Annotated in this window: 15 protein-coding genes; 12 read left to right on the top strand and 3 right to left on the bottom strand. The window is 63.1% G+C overall.

The annotated features are described in order from the left end of the window. Positions 1-189 precede the first annotated feature (189 nt). The 4 genes from DJFAAGMI_RS07605 to DJFAAGMI_RS07590 all read left to right on the top strand — a co-directional run bounded on the left by DJFAAGMI_RS07605 (position 190) and on the right by DJFAAGMI_RS07590 (position 3,797). Positions 190-981 carry an SDR family oxidoreductase gene (locus DJFAAGMI_RS07605; protein WP_211456562.1) on the top strand — a complete coding sequence of 264 codons (792 nt, stop codon included), beginning with the start codon at positions 190-192 and terminating at the stop codon, positions 979-981. A 121-nt stretch (positions 982-1,102) separates the two neighbouring features. After that, positions 1,103-1,525 (top strand): hotdog fold thioesterase, encoded by a 423-nt coding sequence (locus DJFAAGMI_RS07600; RefSeq protein ID WP_167002410.1) that lies wholly within the window; start codon positions 1,103-1,105, stop codon positions 1,523-1,525. A 135-nt stretch (positions 1,526-1,660) separates the two neighbouring features. Beyond that, entirely contained in the window at positions 1,661-2,677 is a 1,017-nt protein-coding gene (locus tag DJFAAGMI_RS07595; protein ID WP_211456561.1) for an NADP-dependent oxidoreductase, read from the top strand. 214 nt (positions 2,678-2,891) lie between these two features. Next, on the top strand, positions 2,892-3,797 hold the full coding sequence (locus tag DJFAAGMI_RS07590) for an SDR family oxidoreductase (protein WP_211456560.1): 906 nt from the start codon (positions 2,892-2,894) through the stop codon (positions 3,795-3,797). A gap of 45 nt (positions 3,798-3,842) precedes the next feature. On the opposite strand, the gene DJFAAGMI_RS07585 is transcribed toward DJFAAGMI_RS07590, so the two are convergent. Then, complete coding sequence (locus DJFAAGMI_RS07585) at positions 3,843-4,328, bottom strand: Lcl C-terminal domain-containing protein (protein ID WP_211456559.1); 486 nt, start codon at positions 4,326-4,328, stop codon at positions 3,843-3,845. 337 nt (positions 4,329-4,665) lie between these two features. Here DJFAAGMI_RS07585 and DJFAAGMI_RS07580 point away from each other — a divergent pair, with 337 nt between their 5' ends. From DJFAAGMI_RS07580 to DJFAAGMI_RS07560, 5 genes are all read left to right on the top strand, one after another. Further along, a complete protein-coding gene (locus tag DJFAAGMI_RS07580; protein WP_211456558.1) occupies positions 4,666-5,865 on the top strand; it encodes a multidrug effflux MFS transporter in 1,200 nt (399 codons plus the stop codon). Then, complete coding sequence (locus DJFAAGMI_RS07575; protein ID WP_043003701.1) at positions 5,858-7,285, top strand: MFS transporter; 1,428 nt, start codon at positions 5,858-5,860, stop codon at positions 7,283-7,285. The genes DJFAAGMI_RS07580 and DJFAAGMI_RS07575 overlap by 8 nt, the downstream gene beginning before the upstream one ends. A gap of 290 nt (positions 7,286-7,575) precedes the next feature. Further along, complete coding sequence (locus DJFAAGMI_RS07570) at positions 7,576-8,874, top strand: efflux RND transporter periplasmic adaptor subunit (RefSeq protein WP_211456557.1); 1,299 nt, start codon at positions 7,576-7,578, stop codon at positions 8,872-8,874. 18 nt (positions 8,875-8,892) lie between these two features. After that, on the top strand, positions 8,893-12,060 hold the full coding sequence (locus DJFAAGMI_RS07565; RefSeq protein ID WP_211456556.1) for an efflux RND transporter permease subunit: 3,168 nt from the start codon (positions 8,893-8,895) through the stop codon (positions 12,058-12,060). After that, complete coding sequence (locus DJFAAGMI_RS07560) at positions 12,057-13,496, top strand: efflux transporter outer membrane subunit (protein ID WP_211456555.1); 1,440 nt, start codon at positions 12,057-12,059, stop codon at positions 13,494-13,496. The genes DJFAAGMI_RS07565 and DJFAAGMI_RS07560 overlap by 4 nt, the downstream gene beginning before the upstream one ends. Positions 13,497-13,622: 126 nt before the next feature. Here DJFAAGMI_RS07560 and DJFAAGMI_RS07555 read toward each other — a convergent pair whose 3' ends face one another. Both DJFAAGMI_RS07555 and DJFAAGMI_RS07550 read right to left on the bottom strand, forming a co-directional pair. Continuing rightward, a complete protein-coding gene (locus DJFAAGMI_RS07555; RefSeq protein WP_211456554.1) occupies positions 13,623-14,261 on the bottom strand; it encodes a TetR/AcrR family transcriptional regulator in 639 nt (212 codons plus the stop codon). A 170-nt stretch (positions 14,262-14,431) separates the two neighbouring features. Further along, positions 14,432-14,932 carry a flavodoxin family protein gene (locus DJFAAGMI_RS07550; protein WP_211456553.1) on the bottom strand — a complete coding sequence of 167 codons (501 nt, stop codon included), beginning with the start codon at positions 14,930-14,932 and terminating at the stop codon, positions 14,432-14,434. A 559-nt stretch (positions 14,933-15,491) separates the two neighbouring features. Here DJFAAGMI_RS07550 and DJFAAGMI_RS07545 point away from each other — a divergent pair. The 3 genes from DJFAAGMI_RS07545 (at position 15,492) to smc (ending at position 22,785) form a co-directional block, all read left to right on the top strand. Further along, complete coding sequence (locus DJFAAGMI_RS07545; protein ID WP_211456552.1) at positions 15,492-18,629, top strand: bifunctional diguanylate cyclase/phosphodiesterase; 3,138 nt, start codon at positions 15,492-15,494, stop codon at positions 18,627-18,629. Positions 18,630-18,679: 50 nt separating this feature from the next. Continuing rightward, positions 18,680-19,009 (top strand): YnfA family protein, encoded by a 330-nt coding sequence (locus DJFAAGMI_RS07540; RefSeq protein WP_211456551.1) that lies wholly within the window; start codon positions 18,680-18,682, stop codon positions 19,007-19,009. A gap of 248 nt (positions 19,010-19,257) precedes the next feature. After that, positions 19,258-22,785 (top strand): chromosome segregation protein SMC, encoded by a 3,528-nt coding sequence (gene smc, locus DJFAAGMI_RS07535; RefSeq protein ID WP_211456550.1) that lies wholly within the window; start codon positions 19,258-19,260, stop codon positions 22,783-22,785. Positions 22,786-22,795: the final 10 nt, after the last annotated feature.

The following is a 22,795-nucleotide window of genomic DNA, read 5'->3' as shown; positions in this document are numbered from 1 at the left end:
CCTGGCGGCTGCCGGCAGACCCTGCAAGCCGCGCCAGCGCGGGCTCTGCCACCTGCGGGACAGCGCCGACACGCAGGTGACAACATAGCGCCTGAGGCACCCGCACAATTCATGCAGCTTTTGACGGGCAGGCCTTGCAAGGCACTGCGAACCCGGTTTGAACCTTGAAAACAAACAGGAGACATGAGAATGACACGTACGGTGCAGCAACTTTTCGATCTCTCGGGCAAGACGGCCCTGGTGACCGGTGGCTCGCGTGGCCTGGGTCTGCAGATGGCGCATGCGCTGGGCGAGGCCGGTGCGAAGATTCTGCTGAGCTCGCGCAAGGCCAAGGATCTGGAAGAGGCCGCAGCCGAGCTCAAGGCCGCTGGCATAGAGGCTGACTGGATTGCCGCCGACTGCTCGGACGAGGCCGATATCACCCGTATGGCCAAGGAGGCCGTGCAGCGCCTCGGCCATGTGGACATCCTGATCAACAACGCCGGAGCCAGCTGGGGCGCGCCGGCCGAGGACCACCCGACGGCGGCCTGGGACAAGGTGATGAACCTGAATGTGCGCGGCTATTTTCTGCTGAGCCAGCAGATCGCCCGCCTGTCCATGCTGGAGCGCAGGAGCGGCCGCATCATCAATCTGGCGTCGATCGCCGGCCTGGGCGGCAATCCCACGGGCATGAAGACCATTGCCTACAACACCTCCAAGGGCGCGGTCATCAATTTCACGCGCGCGCTGGCTGGCGAGTGGGGCGAGCACGGCATTACGGTCAACGCCATCTGCCCGGGCTTTTTCAAGACCAAGATGGCGGCCGTGCTGATCGAGACGCTGGGTGAGGACGAAATGCGTTCCCATGCCCCGCTGCGCCGCCTGGGCGACGACGAGGATCTCAAGGGACTGACGCTGCTCTATGCCAGCGATGCCGGCAAGCACATCACCGGCCAGTGGATGGCGGTGGATGGTGGTGTGAGCGCCCTGGTCGGAGGCTGAAGCCCGGCCTGGCCGTGTTTTTGTCACGCGCCGGAGTTCGGGCCGGTCCGGCGTGTTTATATTCACGACTTGGCTGTCGCAGCGTGGTGCGCGGCGCTTCATTCTCCTGAAAGGTTTTGCGGTGTTGTCATTTGGTCCAGAAATTCCCTTTGTGCATGAACTCGGTTTCGTCCTGATCAAGGCCGAAAACGGCGAATCCGAACTGCGCTACACACCGCGGCCCGAGCACCTGAATTCCTTCGGCGTCACGCATGGCGGCGCATCGATGACCTTGCTCGATGTGACCATGGCCGTGGCCGCGCGCAGCGTGGATTTCGAGCAGGGTGTTGTCACCATCGAGATGAAGAGTTCCTTCATGCAGGCCGCCAAGGGGCCGCTGGTGGGTCAGGGCAAGCTGCTGCATCGCACCGGAAGCATGGCTTTCACCGAAGGCCGTATCTACGACGCGCAAGGACGCCTGTGCGTGCAGGCCACAGGCACTTTCAAGTACATGCAGCGCAGGCCTGCAGCCGAAGGCGGACTGAAAGCCCTGCCCACGGATTGAGTACAGATAGGCTGCTCTGTTTTTATGAGCGGCTACCGCCTTTCATATGGTTGTTTTGTATGTTTTTGGCTGTAGGTGTGAGGTATATCAAGCGCTTTCAGCTATGAAAATTGAATTTCAAACAGGAGACGAAACATGACGGTCAATCAGCAGATCCTTCTGGACAACCGCCCGCAGGGCGAGGCGGTAGAGAGCAATTTCAAGCTGGTGCAGTCGCCGCTGCCCGCGGTGGGCGAGGGTCAGGTGCTGGTGCGCCACCACTATCTGAGCCTGGACCCTTACATGCGCGGTCGCATGAACGACTCCAAGAGCTATGCCCAGCCCCAGCCGCTGGGCGAGGTCATGCAGGGCGGCACGGTAGGCGAGATTGTCGAGAGCCGTCACCCCAAGTTCAAGGCCGGCGACAAGGTGGTCGGCATGGGCGGCTGGCAGGAGTACTCGCTGCTTGACCCCAGCGTGCCCGGCGCGCTGCGCAAGGTCGACACCACCCATGTGCCGCTGTCCTACTATCTGGGTGCCGTGGGCATGCCGGGCGTCACGGCCTGGTATGGTCTGGTCAAGATCATCAACCCCAAGGCCGGTGAAACCATGGTCGTCAGTGCCGCGACCGGTGCCGTGGGCAGCGCCTTTGTGGCGCTGGCCAAGGCGCGCGGCTGCCGCGTGGTGGGCATTGCGGGCGGTGCCGAGAAATGCCATTACGCCGTGCATGAGCTGGGCTTTGATGCCTGCATCGACTACCGCGAGCACCCCGATACCAAGACCATGGCCAAGGCCCTGAAGGATGCCTGCCCCAACGGCATCGATGGCTATTTCGAGAACGTGGGCGGCTATATCTTCGACGCCGTGCTGCTGCGCACCAATGCCTTTGCGCGTGTGGCCCTTTGCGGAATGATTGCCGGCTATGACGGCCAGCCCCTGCCGTTGGCCAACCCGGCGCTGCTGTTGGTCAATCGCATCAAGCTCGAAGGCTTTATCGTCAGCGAGCACATGGAAGTCTGGGGCGAGGCACTGACCGAGCTGGGCGGCCTGGTGGCAGCCGGCAAGCTCAAGCCGCGCGAGACGATTTCCCAAGGTCTGGCCTCGGCGCCCGGCGCGTTTCTGGGTCTGCTCAAGGGCAAGAACTTCGGCAAGCAGCTGGTAAAGCTGATTTAACCCCCTGAGGCGCTTTGCCTGGGCGGCCTCGCGCCTTCCCCTTGCCGGGCGCCCCTTTTCTCTATGCGCTGCGCGCTATGTAAGGGGGACGTCAGCCCCGCTGCGGGGCGGCGCGGCCGGCACAGGCCCTTGCTTGCTGTCCCTTGGTTGTGCTGCGCCGGTTTCGAGCGTGGAAACGCATTTGAGCTGCGTCCAAATAAATACGGAGACAAGAATGATCACGAATTTCGCGGGAAAGACGGCGGTTCTGACGGGTGCGGGCTCTGGCTTCGGGCTGGAGTGCGCGCGCATTGGAGCCGCCAGAGGCATGAATCTGGTGCTGGTCGATGTGCAGCAGGAGGCGCTGGATAAGGCAGAGGCCGAGCTCAAGGCCGCCGGTGCCAAGGTGCTGGCGCGCAGGGTCGATGTGTCGGATGCGGCGCAGATGGAGCGATTGGCTGCCGAGGTCAAGGAGACCTTTGGCGCGCCGCACTTCGTCTTCAACAACGCGGGCGTCGGTGCCGGCGGTCTGGTCTGGGAAAACACGGTAGCCGACTGGCAGTGGGTGCTGGGCGTCAATGTCTGGGGCGTGATCCATGGCGTGCGCCTGTTCACGCCCATGATGCTGGAGGCCGCCAAGGCCGATCCGGCCTTCGAAGGCCATATCGTCAACACCGCCAGCATGGCGGGTCTGCTGGCGCCGCCGAACATGGGTATCTACAACGTCAGCAAGCATGCGGTGGTGTCGTTGACCGAGACGCTGTACCAGGACCTGGCCCTGGTCTCGGACCAGGTCAGCGCCAGTCTGCTTTGCCCCTTCTTCGTGTCCACGGGCATAGGTCACAGCGAGCGCAACCGTCCACAGGGCCTGGAGGCGCAGCCTTTGACGGCCAGCCAGAAGATAGGTCAGGCCATGACCGACAAGGCCGTGGGCTCGGGCAAGGTCACGGCGACCGAGGTGGCGCAGAAGGTGTTCGATGCGATTGCGTCGGGCCAGTTCTATATCTACAGCCACCCGCAGGCCCTGGGCTCGGTGCAGGTGCGTCTGGAAGATGTGGTGCAGGGCCGCAACCCGACGGATCCTTTCGCGCACAAGCCCGAACTGGGCGAGAGCCTCAAGGCGGCGCTGCGCGCAGGCTGAGCGTGAGGGAGTTGAAAAAGCCTTGCCACTGCGGCAAGGCTTTTTTCATGGCGTAGTCGAAGCTTGGTGGGCGAGCTCGGCCTCGGTGGCCGGACGCACCAGGCGCAGCAGCAGGCCATTGCCCTTGCCCATATCAGGCACGGCCTGCAGCGTCTCGGTGTTGACTGCCCAGGCCTGCTGGGCCGAGAGGCCGGAGATGCTGCTGGATTTGTCCACCTGGGCGTAGTTGTAGGTGTTCAGGCGCTGGGCATTCACGGCGGCCGTGCCCGTCCAGTGCCAGTCGCGCGGCGCATTGGGAAAGAGTTCCGGGTTCAAGCCCTGGGGCTTGCTGCTGCGGTCCAGCAGGCGCTTGAGCTCATTGACGCGCGGCAGACGCCAGCGCAGGTTTTCGGCCTTGCTGCGTTGTGCGGCATGGGTCATGGCCTGCTTGTAGCTGAAGACCTCGGCCTGGCCGCTGCAGGCCTTGCCATTCCAGCTCATGCCCTCGGCGCAGCGGGGCCAGGCCAGCTTGGCGCGCGTGTCTATCACCATGCTTCCATCCGGTGAGGGCAGAAAAGCCGGGACCGCTGCGGCGGACTGCGCGCTGGCCGGCTGAGACGTCAGGCATAGCGCAGCGAGCGCAGTCAGCAGTAAAAAGGGCAGGCGTGGGGAGATACTGGCAGCAATCACGGCAATAGCAGGGAAGGGTAGTTGACCCATTGTGCTGGCTGTCCATGCAGCCATGGCCTGGATGACCGGGCCTAAAGCCTCGTAATTGACGGCTTAGGTGCAGGCGGTGCGAGGCTGACCGGCGTGAGCCTGCACCGCCATGCAGGAAACCGGCGCCTGCTCAGCACATAAATCAAGTTACCACGACAATCACACCCCTATGCAAGCTTCTGTTTCCCTGCGCCTGGTTCTGATTCTCGGCCTGTTGTCGGCCATAGGGCCTTTCGCCATCGATATGTATCTGCCGGCCTTGCCACAGATCGGCGCCAGCCTGGATGCCCAGGTCGGTGCCGTGCAAGCCAGCCTGACCGCGTTCTTTCTCTCCATCGGCGTGGGCCAGCTGCTTTACGGCCCGGTCTCGGACATGCTGGGCCGCAAGCCGCCGCTGTATTTTGGCCTGACGGTGTTTGCCGCCGCCAGCGTGGGATGTGCGCTGGCACCCAATATCGAAACCCTGGTGGTGTTTCGCTTTGTGCAGGGTCTGGGCGCTGCGGCCTGCATGGCCGTGCCGCGTGCCGTGGTGCGCGACCTGCATACGGGCCACGCGGCCGCGCGCATGATGTCGCTGCTGATGCTGGTCTTCAGCGTTTCGCCGATTCTGGCACCTCTGGCCGGTAGCGGCGTGATTGCCCTGGCCGGCTGGCGTGCCGTGTTCTGGGTCGTGGCCGCCGCAGCCATGCTGGGCCTGATCGCCACCTGGCGCGGCGTGGAGGAAACCCGCAGCGCCGAGGCGCGTCTGGACAGCAGCCTGGGCGGTGCACTCAAGGCCTACCTGAGCCTGTTGCGTGACTGGCATTACCTGGGCCTGGTGTTCATCGGCGGCTGCGCCATGGCGGGCTTTTTTGTCTACCTGGCGGGCTCGCCGTTTGTGCTCATCAACTACTACGGCCTCTCGTCCACGCAGTACAGCATGGCGTTCGCACTCAACTCCATCGCCTTCATCGGTGCGGCGCAGCTGACGGGTCGGCTGGGTCAGCGCTTCGGCCTGGTCAATGTGGTCAAGGCCGCGGCTTCTGCCTCGGGCGTGACCATGACTGCATTGCTGGTCTATTACCTGCTGGGCGGCGAGCAGCTGACGGTGCTGATCGTGCTGTACTTCATCGCCAGTGCCTTCATGGGCCTGGTGATTCCCACGACCTCGGTGCTGGCCCTGGAAGAGCATGGCGAGATTGCCGGAACCGCCTCGGCCTTGCTGGGCACGCTGCAGATGCTGAGCGGCGCGGCGGCCATGCAGATCGTGGGGCATTTTTCCAACAGCAAGCCCCTGCCCATGGTGGTGGGTATGGCGACCGGAGCCCTGGTGGGCGTGGCGCTGACCTGGATCACGCTGGGCTGTGTACACCGAGTTGCCCATGACTGAGAGCACTGCCCAGACTCCTGCAGCCTACGACGGCCTGCCTGATGGCGCACGCGGCCGCGCCATGCTGGTCATCATTCTGGGACTGACGCTGTCGGTGCTGGACAGCAGCATCGTCAATCTGGCCTTGCCCGCCATTGCGCGCGAGCTGCAGGCCAGCTCGGCCCTGACGCTGTGGGTGGTCAACGCCTATCAGCTTGCCGGTCTAGTGCTGCTGCTGCCGCTGGCGGCCCTGGGCGAGCGCCTGGGTTACCGGCGCATCTATCTGCTGGGCATGACGGTGTTTGTCATTGCCTCGGTGGCGGCCACGCTGGCCAGCTCGCTGGCCACTCTGATTGCGGCGCGCGTGTTTCAAGGCATGGGCGCGGCCGGCATCATGAGCGTGAATGCAGCGCTGGTGCGATTGACCTATCCGCGCGCCATGCTGGGACGCGGCATGGCCATCAATTCGCTGGTGGTGGCGACCTCGTCCATGGCCGGGCCTTCGGTGGCCGCGGCCATCCTGTCGGTCGCCAACTGGCCCTGGCTGTTTGCCATCAATGTGCCGCTGGGCCTGATCACCCTGTGGATGGGACGCAAGGCGCTGCCGGCCAACCCCGTGGTGCGCAAGGATGGCGAGCCGATAGCGGCGCTTGACGTATTGCTCAATATTCTGATGTTCACCCTGCTTTTCCTGGGCGGTGAACAACTGGGCGTGCGCATGGGGCAGGGCGCTGCGGGCAGCTCACTGATGCCTTCGGGCTGGTGGCTGCTGGGCGCCGGGCTGGTGGTCGGCTATGTCTATCTGCGCCGTCAGTGGCACAAGACAGCTCCGCTGTTTCCGGTCGATCTGATGCGCATTCCCGTGTTCCGCTTGTCGATGTGCGGCTCGGTCTCGGCCTTCTGCGCGCAGATGCTGTCCTATCTGGCCCTGCCATTCCTGTTGCTGGAGGCGCGCGGCCTGTCTCCCATGGAGGCCGGCATGCTGATCACGGCCTGGCCGCTGGCCACCATGCTCACGGCCCCGGTGGCGGGGCGCCTGATCGGCAAGTATCCCGACGGACTGCTGGGCGGCATCGGCATGGCCATGTTTGCCTGCGGACTGTGGCTGCTGGCGGCCATGCCCATCGATGTCGCGCACTGGGACATGGTCTGGCGCATGCTGCTGGCGGGCAGCGGCTTTGCGCTCTACCAGTCGCCCAACAATCACACCATCGTCACCTCGGCGCCCATGTCGCGCAGCGGTGCAGCGGGCGGCATGCTGAGTTCGGCCCGCATGACCGGGCAGACGCTGGGTGCCGTGGTACTGGCCACCATCTTTGCCATCTCGGGCGGGCATGGTGGCAATGCTGAACTGCTGGCGCTGGCCGTGGCCGGCGGTTTTGCGGCATTGGCCGGGGTTTTCAGCATGTTGCGGGTACGCCCGGGCAAGTCGCAGCATTGATTTGGCAGCAAAAGCGGCTGCCGTGCTGATATTGATGGCACAGCCGGCCATCGATTGCGCAGTGCGGGGGGGGGGCGGCTCTAGTCCGTTATGAGGTGGAGCCTTGCTGCCAAGGCTTTCTACAGTGATGCCACCAAGCCGATGGCGCAGCATGTCTTGCATGCCTGTGTGACAGAAGAATGGCAAGCGGGTGATTGCCGGCATGTCATTGCGCTCTTGGCTGCTTTACATTTTATTAATATTGTCGGCGCACAATGTTGACAAGTTCCTTAGTTCAGACCGTTCCACGTATGAAGATTGACCAGCCCGCTTCGCCGAGACCGCGCCGAGAGGCGCATTTTTCTTGCCTGCCCGGTGCAGGCCGGCAGGGTCGTCGCCAGCAGCGCTGGACGCTGGCTGTGGGCGCCATGCTGATCGCCGCAGCGCTGGCGGGTTGCTCCAAGCCCGAGGCGGAGCAAAAAGGCCCGGCCAAGTCGGAGCCCAAGGTCGGAGTGGTCACCTTGCAGTCCCAAAGCCAGCAGCTGGATGCCAGCCTGCCGGGGCGTACCCGGGCTTTCATGACGGCCGAAGTGCGTCCCCAGGTCTCGGGCATCATCCAGCAGCGCCTGTTCACCGAAGGCGCTCAGGTCAAGCAGGGCCAGCAGCTCTACCAGATCGATGCCGCATCGCTGAAGGCCGCCGAGGCCAGCGCCGCGGCAGCCGTGGCCAAGGCCGAAGCCAGCCAGCGCACGCTGGCGGCCACGGCGCGGCGCAATGCCGAGCTGGTCAAGATCGATGCCATCAGCAAGCAGGCCTTTGACGAAAGCCAGGCGGCGGCAGCCCAGTCCGCTTCCGACGTGGCGGTGGCCAAGGCGAACCTGGAAACCGCGCGCATCAATCTCAAGTACAGCCGTATCGAGGCACCGATCGGTGGCCGCATCGCGCTGTCTGCCGTCACACCCGGCGCGCTGGTCACGGCCAGTCAGGCCACGGCGCTCACCACCATCGTGCAACTGGACCCGATGTATGTGGACTTCACCCAGTCCAGCTCCGATCTGATGCAGCTCAAGCGAGATCTGGAGTCCGGCCGCTACCAGAAGGTGGAAGGCAACAAGATTCCCGTGCGCATCCAGCTCGACGACGGCAGCGACTACCCGCATCAGGGCAAGCTGGCCTTTGCCGGCGTGATCGTCAACGACACGACCGGCACGCTGACCTTGCGCGCCGAGGTGCCCAATCCCGACGGCATGCTCATGCCCGGCATGTATGTGAAGGCCTTGCTGCCGACTGCCCTGGCGCCCGATGCCTTGCTGGTGCCGCAGCAGTCGGTGACCCGTGATCTGACCGGACGCGCCAATGTCATGGTCGTCAAGGACGGCGATGTGGTGGAAAAGCGCGATGTGGAGTTGGATCGCGCCGTGGGTGCTTTCTGGTTGCTCAAGACTGGCCTGAAAGCCGGCGAGCGTGTGATGGTGGATGGCTTTCAGCGCATCAAGCCCGGCGACAAGGTCCAGACCGTGGAAGTGGATCTGAAGGCCAAGGCCGAGCGCAAGAGCCAGCGTGGCGAGCCGCCTGTCCAGGCCGCTGCCGATGCGCCTGCCAAGAAGTAAGCAAGGCAGGCGACACACATGGCTCAGTTCTTCATCAACCGGCCCATCTTTGCGTGGGTCATTGCCATCATCATCATGCTGGCCGGGGCTTTGTCGATCAAGCTGCTGCCGCTGGAGCAGTACCCCGAGATCGCTCCACCCCGGGTGACCATCGGCGCCCAGTACACGGGTGCTTCGGCGGAGACGGTCGAAAACTCGGTGACGCAGATCATCGAGCAGCAGATCAAGGGCATCGACAACATGCTCTATATGAGCTCGACCAGCAATGCCTCCGGTCAGGCCCGTATTACCCTGACCTTTGCTCCGGGCACCAATGTCGACGTGGCCCAGGTGCAGGTGCAAAACAAGATCCAGGGCGCGGTCAACCGCCTGCCGGACTCCGTGAAGACGCGAGGCGTGTTCATCAACAAGGGCGGCCAGGATTTTCTGGTCACCTACAGTTTCTATTCCCCCGATGAGGATGTGACCGCCGTGGACATCGGCGACTACATCAACAGCAATCTGGTGGACATCATCGGACGCATCGAAGGCGTCGGTGACATCAACGTCTTCGGTACGCCCTATGCGATGCGCATCTGGATGGACCCGGCCAAGATGGAGAAATACGGGCTGATTCCCTCCGATCTGAGCAACGCGCTCAACGCGCAAAATGCCCAGGTCTCGGCGGGTCAGCTGGGGGCCTTGCCCGCAGTGCAGAACCAGCAACTGAACGCGACCATTACGGCGCGTACCAAGCTCAAGACCGTGGAGCAGTTCGAGAACATCGTGCTCAAGTCCTCGAATGACGGCTCTGTCGTCACCATCAAGGACGTGGCACGGGTGGAGCTGGGGGCCGACAACCTGTCCATTCAGGCCAAGCTCAACGGCATGCCGGGCGCAGGCATGGGCATCATCCTGGCCGATGGTGCCAACGCCATGGCGGTGTCGGATGCCGTGGCCGCCAAGCTGGCCGAGCTCAAGCCCTTTTTCCCCAACCAGATCGATTATTTCGTGAGCTCGGACTCCACGCCTTTTGTGCGGGCCTCGATCAACGAGGTGGTGCATGCGCTGGGCGAGGCCATGGTGCTGGTGGTGATCGTGATGTTCGTGTTCCTGCAGAACTTCCGTGCCACGCTGATCCCCGCCATTGCCGTGCCGGTGGTGCTGCTGGGCACCTTCGGCGTGCTGTCCGTTGCGGGCTTCTCCATTAACACCCTGACGATGTTTGCCATGGTGCTGGCCATCGGCCTGCTGGTGGACGATGCCATCGTGGTGGTCGAGAACGTGGAGCGGGTGATGCACGAGACGGGCAAGTCTCCCAAGGAGGCGACGCGCCAGTCCATGAAGGAAATCACGCCCGCGCTGGTCGGCATCGGGGTCACGCTGTCGGCGGTGTTCGTGCCCATGGCTTTCTTTGGTGGCTCAACCGGTGTGATCTATCGCCAGTTCTCCATCACCATCGTGGCGGCCATGGCGCTGTCCGTGTTCGTGGCCCTGACGCTGACACCGGCGTTGTGCGCCACGCTTCTGAAGGCTCCGGATCTCGACCACGGACATGGCCACGAGCGCCCCATACGCTCCGGGGTGCTGGGCATCAACGACCGGTTCTTCCGCTGGTTCAACCGCAATTTCGATGCTGCGGCCAACCGCTACCAGAGCACCGTGGCTTTCAGCCTGGGCCGGACCAAGCGCATGATGCTGATCTTCCTGGCCGTGCTGGCCGCGGTCTGGTTGCTGATGGCCAAGCTGCCCACCTCGTTCCTGCCGGACGAGGATCAGGGCTTTGTCTATGTCAACGTCAATCTGCCGTCGGGTGCTTCGGACACCCGTCTGCAGGAAGTGCTGGACCAGGTGCGCGAGTATCTGGCCAAGCAGCCGGATGTGATCAGCTTCAACCAGGTTTCGGGCCTCAATGGCGACCAGAGTTCGGCGCGCGGCTTCATTCGTCTGAAGCCCTGGAGCATGCGTCCGCTGCCTTCGCAATCGGCTGCGGCCATTGCGAACAAGGCGACCAAGGATCTGGCCGGCATCCGTGATGCGCGCGTGCAGGTGGTGTTGCCGCCCGCAGTGCGCGGCCTGGGTTCGAGCTCGGGCTACAACTTCATGATCAAGGACATCAACGGTGTGGGCCATGAAGCGCTGCTCGCCGCCCGTGATCAGGTGCTTGGCGAAATGCGTGCCAACAATCTGCTGACGGCTGTGCGCACCACCAATCTGGAAGATGCCAGCGAGCTGCGCGTGGATGTGGATGACCGCAAGGCTGCCGCTCTGGGGCTGGCGTACAGCGACATCAACAGCGTGCTCTCCAGCGCCATGGGCGGCACCTATGTGAACGACTTCCTGAACAACGGCCGCGTCAAGCGTGTCTACATCATGGGCGATGCCCAGTACCGAATGCTGCCCACCGATATCGCCAAATGGACGGTGCGCAACAACAAGGGCGAGATGGTTCCGTTTGGCGCGTTCTCCAAAACCTACTGGGCCTATGGTTCGCCCCAGCTGCTGCGCTATAACGGCAGCCCGGCCTATGAGTTTGAAGGCCGCGCCGCAGCGGGCATCAGCTCGGGTACTGCCATGGAGACGGTGGAAGACATCCTGAAGAAGCTGCCCAATGGCATTGCCTACGAATGGACGGGAGCTTCCTTGCAGGAACGCCAGTCCGGTGCGCAGGCGCCCATGCTGTATGCCATCTCGATTCTGTTCGTCTTCCTGTGCCTGGCCGCACTCTATGAAAGTTGGACGGTGCCGCTGTCGGTGATGCTGGCCGTGCCGCTGGGCGTGGTGGGCGCGCTGCTGGCGACCTATACCCGTGGCCTGACCAACGACGTGTATTTCCAGGTCGGCCTGCTCACCACCGTGGGTCTTGCGGCAAAGAACGCGATCCTGATTGTGGAGTTTGCGGTGCAGCTGCAGGAGCAGGGCAAGAAGCTGTTCGATGCGACGGTGGAGGCCGTGCGTCTGCGCCTGCGTCCCATCCTGATGACTTCTCTGGCCTTTGGTTTCGGCGTGATCCCGCTGGCCATCGGCACCGGCGCTGGAGCTGGTGGTCGCAATGCCATCGGCACAGCCGTGCTGGGCGGCATGGTGGCATCGACGGTGCTGGGTATCTTCCTCGTGCCGGTGTTCTTCCTGCTGGTGCGCAGCTGGTTCAAGAGCCGCTCGCGCAGCGATGAGGCGGCTGACGTCAACAAGGAGAGCGCGGCATGAGGCGCCCGAGCATGAAATTTTCGGCCATGGCGGTCGCCGCAATGACGGCCTTGCTGGCGGGCTGCAACCTGGCGCCGGCCTATAAAACGCCTGATCTGCCCGTGCCCGAGACTGTCTCCGGCAACGCCGTGCCGGCTCAGGCCAGCGAGGCGGCGCTGCAACAGGCCCAGACGCTGCAATGGTTGCAGTCGCCGCAGCTGCGCGAGGTGGTGGCGCTGGCGCTGAGCAACAATCGCGATTTGCGCGTCGCGCTGGAAAACATCGAGAAGGCGCGCGCCCAGTACGGCATCACCAGAGCAGATCTGCTGCCGGGCATCACGGCCCAGGCGCAGAGCAATCGCACGCGCACCGCAGGCGATCTGACGACGGCGGGGCGCTCCAGCGTCAGCGAGCAGTACACGGCCCAGCTGGGTTTCGCCAGCTACGAGCTGGACCTGTGGGGACGCATCCGCAATCTGAGCGAAGCCTCGCTGCAGCAGTTTCTGCAAAGCCAGGACAACCGGCGCAATGTGCAGATCGGTCTGGTGGCTGATGTCGCCAATGCATGGCTGACGCTGGCGGCCGATCAGGCGCGCCTGCAGCTGGCCAGGGACACGCTGGACAGCCGCATCAAGGCTTTCGAGCTGACACGGCGCATGCATGAGCTGGGCTCGACCTCCGGTCTGGTGCTGGCTCAGAACCAGACCACGGTCGATACCGCGCGCGGTGACGTGGCGAGTTATACCTCTCAGGTCGACAGGGACCGCAATGCCCTGCAGCTGCTGGTGGGCGGTCCGGTGCCTGCGCAACTGCTGCCCAACGCCCAGACCCTGACGGGCGCGGCAGACACGGCGGCTCTCAAGGTCGTGCCTGTACCTCTGCCCTCGTCGGTGCTGCTCAAGCGTCCTGATGTGCAGGCTGCGGAGCGCAACCTGCAGGCCATGAATGCCAATATCGGCGCAGCCAGAGCGGCGCTGTTTCCCAGCATCACGCTCACCGGCAGTTTCGGCACCGGAAGCAACGAGCTGGACCGCCTGTTCGGAAACAACAACAGCACCTGGAGTTTCATCCCTCTGGTCAAACTGCCGATTTTTGATGGCGGCCGCAACCGCGCCAATGTACAGGTGGCCGAAAGCAATCAGCGCATTGCGCTGAGTCAGTACGAGAAGTCCGTGCAGACTGCCTTCAAGGAGGTGGCGGATGTGCTGGCCGACCGTGCCCAGTGGGGCGAGCGGCTGGACGCCCAGACCAGCATGGTGGCCAATACGCAAAAAGCCTTTGATTTGTCGAATGCTCGCTTCAAGGCCGGCGTGGACAACTATCTGACGGTGCTGGATGCGCAGCGCAGCCTCTACACCGCGCAGCAGACCTTGATAGGCCTGCGCCTGTCGGAGCAGCTCAATCGCGTGACCCTGTGGAAGGCACTGGGTGGAGAAGAGGCCCCACAGCCGGGTTGATGGGCGAACTCGCTCGATGAACAAAGCCGCAGTCCGAAAGACTGCGGCTTTTTTTTTTGATAGCTGCTAGCGCTTTACCAGTAAGCGATTGAGCCGGATTTCATTGAAATTCTGGCGCACCAACACTCAAGGCATCTTGAACAGCAGGGTCACCTGGAGCCGGAACAGGGTTCCGGCATTCATGGGCACTTCGGGATGAATGACGGTGTTGTTCATCATGGCCAGCCACAGCGGTGCAAGCAGCAATTCCGGGTGCTGCACCAGCTCCGGTGCCTTGAGCTCTCCACGCTTGGCGGCCAGTTGCGCGAGCCGGGTGAAATGCTCTAGCAAGGCGTCGTGGACATAGCGACGATACATCTGCGCCAGCAGCGGAAACTCCAGGCCTTCGGCGACGACCAGTCTGGCTGTGGCAGAGCGGCCGCTGCTGTCTATGACCTCCGCAGCGGCGCCCACGGTGCGCAGCAGATATTCGCCCACCGATTCCTGCTCGTGCATGGGGCTGGACTGCAAGGCCACGGCGGCCGAGGCGATATGTGTCTGGATGACAGCTTCGAACAGGGCTTCCTTGCTGTCGAAATAGCGAAACAGCGTGACCTTTGACAGTCCCGCGCGCTGTGCCACCGAAGCCGTGGTGCCACGCGCATAGCCGTGTTCCAGAAATTCTGCGAACGCAGCCGCCACGATGGAGCGGCGCGTGGCCTGAGTCTTTTGCGGACTGGGGCCGCGAGGCGTGCGCTTGGGACGTGCGGTGTCTGGTTCAATCATGGACGCAAGAGCTGGTGAAGTCGCAGACTATGCCTGCTTGGGAGCGCGCATCGGAGAAAAGCATGCGCGCGCAATGATGGCACATTTATACAAGCCGATTCGAAGGCCCCATTCTTGCCTTTGTCTGGAGCCTGTCCCGCGCGGAATGATGCGGGCAAACCCTGGTTTTTCTAAAAAATACCCAAAGCCAGCCCGGCGACCAGCGACTGGCCCAATTCTTCGCAGCGCTGGAGATCGGCGGCCGGGATCTGCTTGGGGGCCAGTATGACCTCCGGTGTCTGGGCGTGGGTGCAGATGATGAGCGGCTCCGCCACTGCCTTCAGACGCCAGCCGGTGGCAATGCGTTCCATCTGTCTGGCTGCGTTATGACCGTCACTGCCCGCACAGACCAGACTGGCATAGGGGCGGCCCTGTATCCGGTCAAGCACGCCGTAATAGCTTCGGTCGAAAAAATCCTTCATGAGACCGCTGATCGCAGCCAGATTCTCCGGCGTCGCAAACAGATAGCCCTGGGCCTGCAGCAGGTCTTGCGGGCCGGCGTCAGTCGCATGCAGCAGGCGGACCTGCACGGATGCTTCCTGGCGGGCGCCGGCACTGGCGGCTTCGACCATCTGGAGCGTGCCGCCCGTCAGGGAGTGGTAGACGATCAGCAGGGTCGGGCGTTGGGACATGATTGTGCTGTTACCGGTGGAAAAACCTTGTTACTCACTCGCCTGCAGGCGGAAATAACCGGGTTCCGCACTGTGGTTCTGCTTGATTGTTGCAGAAAAGATACAAATTGTCGTGGTTTGTGATGAAGTCGGAATAGGACTAAGCTCCGACAAATATTGACATTTGTCAATTTTGAGGCGGAGGCTTGCTCTTGATTTTGCAGCGCTTTGTATTGGATATACAAGCTTATGCCTATGATTTGATCTAAATCTAGAAGCAATCATGGCAAGCCTTTCAGGGTAATCACTTGGCGTGAATGTTCTTTGGCTGTAGGTTTGTTCCTACAAACTATGTCGCTCCTCCCATTGGCTCATGGTGTCGCAGCCTTTGCTGCAAGGCGCTACTGCGGACCGGAGCCACTTCGCAACTCAGGAATCTTGTGTTTTTTGCATGCCGCAATTCGCAACTCAGCCAGTGATGACAGTGCGCAAACCTTGGTTGGCGCTGCTGGCACTGGGTTTTGGGATTTCCTGTGGCTGTCTGGGGAGCTGGCTGCTCCATCAGAGCCAGGAGTCGCGCATGCAACAGCGTTTGCAGCTCAGTGCCGATATGGCAACGCGATCCCTGGAGCAGCGCCTGGGCAGCTATGACCGGCTGCTTGCCAAGCTGGCCGAGCAAATGGCCAGTGATGCGGATGCGGGCCAGCAGATGTTTTCCCAGCATGCTCATGCCTTGCTCAGCCGTGAGAGCCTGGTCGGGCTGCAGGCACTGAGTCTGACCCGCGCGGTGAACGAGGAACTGCACACCGATCTTGCGCGTGATTCTCAGGCCTTCGAGGTTTCCTATGTCTGGCCGATGATCGACAACGAGGCTCTGGCGGGAAGCAATGCGCGTCAGCCGGCAGCGGCATTTCATGGTCTGATGCAGGCATGGAATTCGCGCCAGATGTCGATGTCCGCGCCATTTCGCTTTCTGCAGCTGCCCGATAGCGCCAAGGGCGTTGCATTGCGTGCGCCGCTATGGCCTGCTGCTGCTCAGGAAGGGGGCTATAACGGCTCCGAGAAGCTGCTTGGAACGGTCGATGCCCGGATCCGGCTCGGTGAATTTGCCAGAGGGCTGGTCCCGGCCAATCTTTATCCGCAGGTCGCTTTCAAGCTGGTGGACCTCAGCCCCGCCGACCCATTGCCCAAGGTCGGCCTGGAACACAAACGGCCGGCCTTGCCGCTGTCGCTGCTTGCCAGCGGCTCGGAGATACTGTTCACGGGCTCCTTGTGGGCGGAGGCGGAAACCCATCCGGAGTTTGCCGCTATCAAGCCGCTGGAACGGCAGATACAGGTGTACGACCGTATCTGGTCGCTGCAGTTCAAGCCCGCACTCAGCAGCCAGAGACGGCTTGAGCGGTACCTGCCATGGCTGGTGCTGGCTGCCGGCCTGCTCGCAGGGCTGGTGCTGGCCGCCTGGGTTTCGGGCTGGTGGCAAAGCCGCTGGAGCTGGAGCCGGCGCCTCAAGTTCAGCGCACAGGCGCGGCAGGAGAGCGATGCGCGCTTTCATGCCATGTGCGAGCAGGCCGCCATGGGTGTGCTCGAGCTGGATATCGCCACGCGCAGCGTGCTCAAGGTCAACCAGCATTTCTGCAGGCTGCTGGGCTACGAAGCCCAGGATATTCACAGACGCAGCGTGCTGGAGCTGGTCATGCCTGAAGACCAGGCCCAGTGCGCCCAGCTTCTCGAAGGGCTGGACCTGCAGCAGTTTCAGCACAACGCGGGCGAATTCTGTCTGCGCTCCAAGAATGGTGCGCCGGTCTGGGTGGAGCTCAACGCGTTTCTGACCGGACGTCATGAGTCCCGTCGATTGCAGGTGCTGGTGCAGGACATCAGCGGGCGCAAGCGCCTGGAGCAGATGGAGCGGCTGGGTCACCAGCAGTTGCGCAGTCTCATGCAACGGTTGCCGGTAGGGCTGGTCATGGAGGATCTGGACGGGCGCCTGGTGTACTGGAACGAGGAGTTTCTGCGTCTGGCCGGCTATGGCGGCAAACCCAGCGTGTCCACCCAGCAGTGGTGGGAACGCATGTTCCCCGACACCGCAGAGCGCGAGCGCGTGATCCAGCGCTGGCAGGTCGCCAAGGCACAGGCCAGCCGGATATTGCAGCTTCGCCGCTCCGAACACGAGCGCGTCGATGGCAAGGATGCGCAGTGGGACGAGCTCGCCACCGAGGCCGCTGCGTGCACCGTATCTGCACAGACCTTGATGCTCAGAGGTCTTGACGGCCTGCGCCGCCCGGTGGCGGTCAGCGCCGTGCTGCAGGCCGATGGATGCCTGATGGTGCTGCAGGACCAGAGCCAGCGCATGGCGGCCGAACAGGAGGTCCGCCGTCTGGCCTTCTACGATGCCCTGACAGGGCTTCCCAACCGCCGCCTGCTGGCCGACCGGTTGCAGCAGGCGCTGGCCGTGGCCCAGCGCAAGGCCCATTTCGGTGGAGTGGTACTGCTGGATATCGACAACTTCAAGGCCTTCAACGAGACCTACGGCCTGGATCAGGGCGATCTGCTGCTGCAGTCGATGAGTCAGCGCATCCGTGGTCTGCTGCCTTCGGGGGCCACGATTGCCCGCCAGGGCGGTGACGATTTCGTGCTGCTGATCGAGGATCTGGGCGGCGATTCCGTGGCGGCTGCCGCCAGGCTGGAGCAGCAGGCCGATCAATGGCTGGACCGCTTGCGCGAGCCCATCGAGATCGGCGGAGTGCTGCGCTCCATCACTGTCAGCATGGGCCTGAGCCTGTTTGGCGAGCCCGAGCTGACAGGTGAGGAAGTGCAGCGCCGCGCTGAAATGGCCATGTACCAGGCCAAGAGCCAGGGGCGCAATGTCAGCTGCTTCTTTGATCCGCAGTTGCAATCGGCCCTGCAGGAGCGCCGTACGCTGGAGCAGGACATGCGAGCCGGCCTGCAGGCCGGCGAGTTCGAGCTGTTCTATCAACCCCAGGTGGAAATGGGCAAGGTGATCGGTGCCGAAGGACTGCTGCGCTGGAAGCACCCTGAAAAAGGTTTTGTTCCGCCCGCCCACTTTATTCCGCTGGCCGAAGAAACCGGCGTCATCCTGCCTCTGGGGGACTGGGTGCTCAGGGCGGCCTGTCAGCAGTTGGCGAAATGGGCCAAGCATCCCCGCTATGCGCAACTGGTGCTCTCGGTCAATGTCAGCCCCAAGCAGTTTCACCAGAGCGGCTTTGTCGAGCAGGTGCTCAAGGCGCTGGCCGAGCATGGGGCCGATGCGCGCCGGCTCAAGCTGGAGCTGACGGAAGGCATGCTGGTGGCCGATGTGGACGACACCATCGCCAAGATGATGCGCCTCAAGTCCTACGGCATCGGATTCTCGCTGGACGATTTCGGCACCGGCTATTCTTCGCTGTCCTATCTGAAGCGGCTGCCGCTGGACCAGCTCAAGATCGATCGCAGCTTTGTGCGTGATGTGCTGACCGACCCCAATGATGCGGCCATTGCCCGCACCATCGTGGCCCTGGCCAAGAGTCTGGGTCTGCATGTGATTGCCGAAGGCGTGGAGACGCAGGCGCAGTGCCGTTTCCTCGAAGGCATACGCTGCTATGCATGGCAGGGCTACCTGATGAGCCCGCCCGTGCCGGTCAGCGAGTTCGAGGGGCTGGTCACGAATGGCAATGTGCCGGGTTCTGCAACGCCGGCGCTCAGCCCGGTGTCCATGCGCTGAGGCGGTTGCGGTCTCTACAATGCCTGCTTTTCGTTGTGTGAGAGTTCGAATTGCCTGAAATCAAGACCTTGCTGCTGTTTGCCTTGACCGCCTTGGCGGAGATCGTGGGCTGCTATCTGCCCTGGCTCTGGCTCAAGCAGGGCGGCACTGTCTGGTTGCTGCTGCCTGCAGCGGCCAGCCTGGCATTGTTTGTCTGGCTGCTGACTTTGCATCCCTCGGCCTCGGGCCGCGTCTACGCCGCCTATGGCGGCATCTACATCAGCATGGCGCTTCTATGGCTGTGGCTGGTCGATGGCATCAAACCCAGTGCCTGGGATATGGCGGGAGTTGCCGTCTGCCTGCTGGGAGCCGGGCTGATCGCCTTTCAGCCGCGCGCCTGAGGCAATCCTCGGCAGGTTTGGTATTGAAATCCGCCTCCAGCCCTTGGCACACAAGCACAGGCAGCTATGGTTTGTGTGTATGCAGCAATCTTGGCTGACGAAGGGGCAGGCCGCGTTATGATTCCCTTCTGCTAATGGTTGCGAGCACGGGCAGGGCCTTGAGGCTTTGCATGGCTGCCGTTGCTGTTGGCGCTTCTCTTCCCCACCACAAGCCTTTGCAGGCCAGCTTCTAGACCGACACTGACACTGTGCGCCTGAATTCCATCAAGCTCTCCGGCTTCAAATCTTTTGCCGAGCCCACCAATTTCATTCTGCCAGGGCAGATGGTCGGTGTGGTGGGACCCAACGGTTGCGGCAAGTCCAACATCATGGATGCGGTGCGCTGGGTGCTGGGCGAGAGCAAGGCCAGCGAGTTGCGTGGCGAGTCCATGCAGGACGTGATCTTCAACGGCACCACGCATCGCAAGCCGTCCAGCCGTGCCAGTGTGGAGCTGACCTTCGACAACAGCGACCATCGCGCGGGCGGCCAGTGGGGCCAGTTCGGCGAAATCGCCGTCAAGCGCGTTCTCACGCGCGAAGGCAATAGCAGCTACTTCATCAACAACCAGCCCGTGCGTCGCCGCGACGTGCAGGACGTGTTTCTGGGCACGGGTCTGGGGCCGCGTGCCTACGCCATCATCGGCCAGGGCACGATCAGCCGCATCATCGAGTCGCGCCCCGAGGAGCTGCGCCTGTTCCTCGAGGAAGCGGCCGGGGTTTCCAAGTACAAGGAGCGTCGTCGTGAGACGGAAAACCGCCTCTCGGCCACGACCGAGAACCTCACCCGTGTGGAAGACATTCTGCGCGAGCTCAATGCCAATCTGGACAAGCTGGAAAAGCAGGCCGAAGTTGCGGCCAAGTACAACGGCCTGAACGCCCAGGTCACGCTCAAGCAGCATCAGCTGTGGTTCATGAAGCGGGCCGAGGCCGAGGCCGAGCAGGACCGCGTGCGTGTCGAAGGCCTCCAGGTCGTCAACGAGCTCGAAGAGCGCATGACCGATATCCGCAACAACGAAAGCGGACTCGAGACCCTGCGCCAATCGCACTACGACGCCAGCGATCAGGTCAATCAGGCACAGAGCAAGCTCTACGAAGCCACGGCCGAGGTCGGCAAGCTGGAGGCCGAGATTCGCTATGTGGTCGAAGGCCGCCAGCGCGTGCAGCAGCGCCTGCAGCAACTGGCAGAGCAGCTGCTGCTGTGGAGCAGCCGCAGCGAAGAGGCCCAGGGCGAGATCGAGAACATCGAAGGCGCGGGCATGGATGCCGAGGAGCAGGCCGAGATGCTGGCCGCGCAGCTCGAGGAGCAAAGCGGCCGTCTGCCCGACCTGGAGGAAGCCTGGCACAAGGCGCAGAAGGCCGACGCCGAGCAGCGCAACTCCGTGGTGCAGGTGCAGCAGCAGATTCAGGTGCTGGCCGCCGAGCAGCGCAGCCTGGACGAGCAGCGTCGCCAGTTCGAAACCCGTTACGAGCGTTTGCGGACCGACCGCAATGCGCTGGAGACGCCGGACGAGGCACGTCTGAATAATTTGCAGGCACAGTTGGCCGAGGCCCAGGAGCTGGCCGAGATGGCGGATGCCGTGCTCAATGAACTGCAGGACAGCGTGCCGCAGCTCGACGAGGACCGGCGCGCGCGCCAGCAGGCATTGAATGCGGAGAACAGCCGGCATGCCGATCTGTCGGCGCGGCTGGAGGCTCTGAAGGCCTTGCAGGAAAAGGTCAAGACCGATGGCAAGCTCCAGCCCTGGCTGGCCAAGCATGGGCTGGACGGCTTGCAGGGGCTGTGGAGCCGCATTGCCATCGAATCGGGCTGGGAAAACGCGCTGGAAGCCGCGCTGCGCGAACGTCTGGGGGCGCTGGAAGTCGGTCGTCTCGACATGGTGCGCGGTTTTCTGGGCTCGGGCGGGCAGGATGCTCCGCCAGCGAGGCTAGCCTTCTTCAGCCAGGCTCAGGCTCCCGGTGTCACGGCAGCTGCGCGCTTTGCGCGTCTCAGCGATCTGCTCAAGATCAGCGATGCCGGTCTGCGCACCGTGCTGGTGGACTGGCTGACGGGCTGCTATACCGCGCCCACACTCGACGAGGCCCTGGCCAAGCGCGCCGATCTGCAGGCCGGCGAGACCATCTATGTGCCCACAGGCCATGCGGTGACCGCGCACAGCGTGACTTTCTATGCCCAGGATTCCGAGCAATCGGGTCTGCTGGCACGGGCGCAGGAGATCGAGCATCTCGAGAAGGAAGTCCGCGCCCAGTCACTGATTGCCGATGAGTCGCGCTCGGCTCTGGTGCGCGCCGAAAGCGCTTATGCCGATGCCTCGCAGCGTCTGGTGTCCGCGCGCCGCGAAGCGAGTGAGTCGCAAAGCCGTGCCCATGAGCTGCAGGTCGAAACCCTGCGCCTGTCGCAACTGGCCGAGCAGGCGCGCGCCCGCAATGCACAGATCACGGCGGATCTGTCCGAAGTCGAAGCCCAGCTCTCCGATATCGAAGAGCGCAAGGTGGCCGCCGAAGCGCGCTTCGAGGAGCTGGACATGCAGCTGGCCGACAGCCAGGAGCGCCATGCCCAGCTGGGTGATCGCGTGCTGGATGCCGAGCGTCGCTTGAACGAGTCGCGCGAGCAGCTGCGCAGCCTGGAGCGTCAGGCCCAGGAAGCGACCTTCTCGCAGCGCACGCTGCACGCGCGTCGCGCGGAGCTGTCTCGCACCATCGAAACCGCCAGCCAGCAAACCAGATCACTGGCCGATGAGCAGCAGCGCGCCCAGGATGAACTGGCCCGGCTGTCCGATGCGGCAGCGCAGGGCGGTCTGCAGGATGCGCTGGACTTGAAGATGCAGCGTGAAAAGGACGTTGCCGAGCGCCGCAGCGAATATGAGGATCTGACGAACAAGCTTCGCGCCAGCGACGAGCGTCGCCAGAGCCTGGAGAAGGCGCTGGATCCGCTGCGTCAGCGCATCACCGAATTCCAGCTCAAGGAGCAGGCTGCGCGCCTGGGCCTGGAGCAATACAGCAATCTGCTGACCGAGGCCAATGCCGATCTGGCGGCAGTGTCGCAATCCATTGCCGAGGGCAATGTGCGTCTTCACGGTCTGCAGGGCGAGATCGATCGTCTGCATCGGGAAATTCAGGCCCTGGGGGCGGTGAATCTGGCCGCGCTCGACGAGCTGACCCTGGCACGCGAGCGCAAGACCTTCCTCGATGCGCAGATGGACGATCTGACCAAGGCCATGAATACCCTGGAAGAGGCGATCCGCAAGATCGACGCCGAGACGCGGGATCTGCTGACCGGCACCTTCGATATCGTCAATCGTCACTTCGGCCGCATGTTCCCCGAGCTGTTCGGCGGCGGTCAGGCCAAGCTGGTGATTACCGGCGACGAAATCCTCGATGCCGGCGTGCAGGTGATTGCCCAGCCGCCGGGCAAGAAGAACCAGACCATTCACCTGCTCTCGGGCGGCGAAAAGGCCTTGACCGCGATTGCGCTGGTGTTTGCCATCTTCCAGCTCAACCCTGCGCCCTTCTGTCTGCTGGACGAAGTGGATGCGCCGCTGGACGATGCGAACACCGAGCGCTATGCCAAGCTGGTTCACAGCATGAGCAAGGGAACCCAGTTCCTGTTCATCAGCCACAACAAGATCGCCATGGAAATGGCGGAGCAGTTGATCGGTGTGACCATGCAGGAGCAGGGCGTTTCACGAATTGTTGCGGTGGACATGGAGTCCGCCCTCTCCATGGCTGAGCTATCCTGAGCCCGGTCAT

Origin of the sequence: Comamonas brasiliensis (genome assembly GCF_018292285.1) — a bacterium.
Taxonomy (GTDB): domain Bacteria; phylum Pseudomonadota; class Gammaproteobacteria; order Burkholderiales; family Burkholderiaceae_C; genus Comamonas; species Comamonas brasiliensis.
This window is presented reverse-complemented; position numbering and strand designations above follow the sequence as displayed.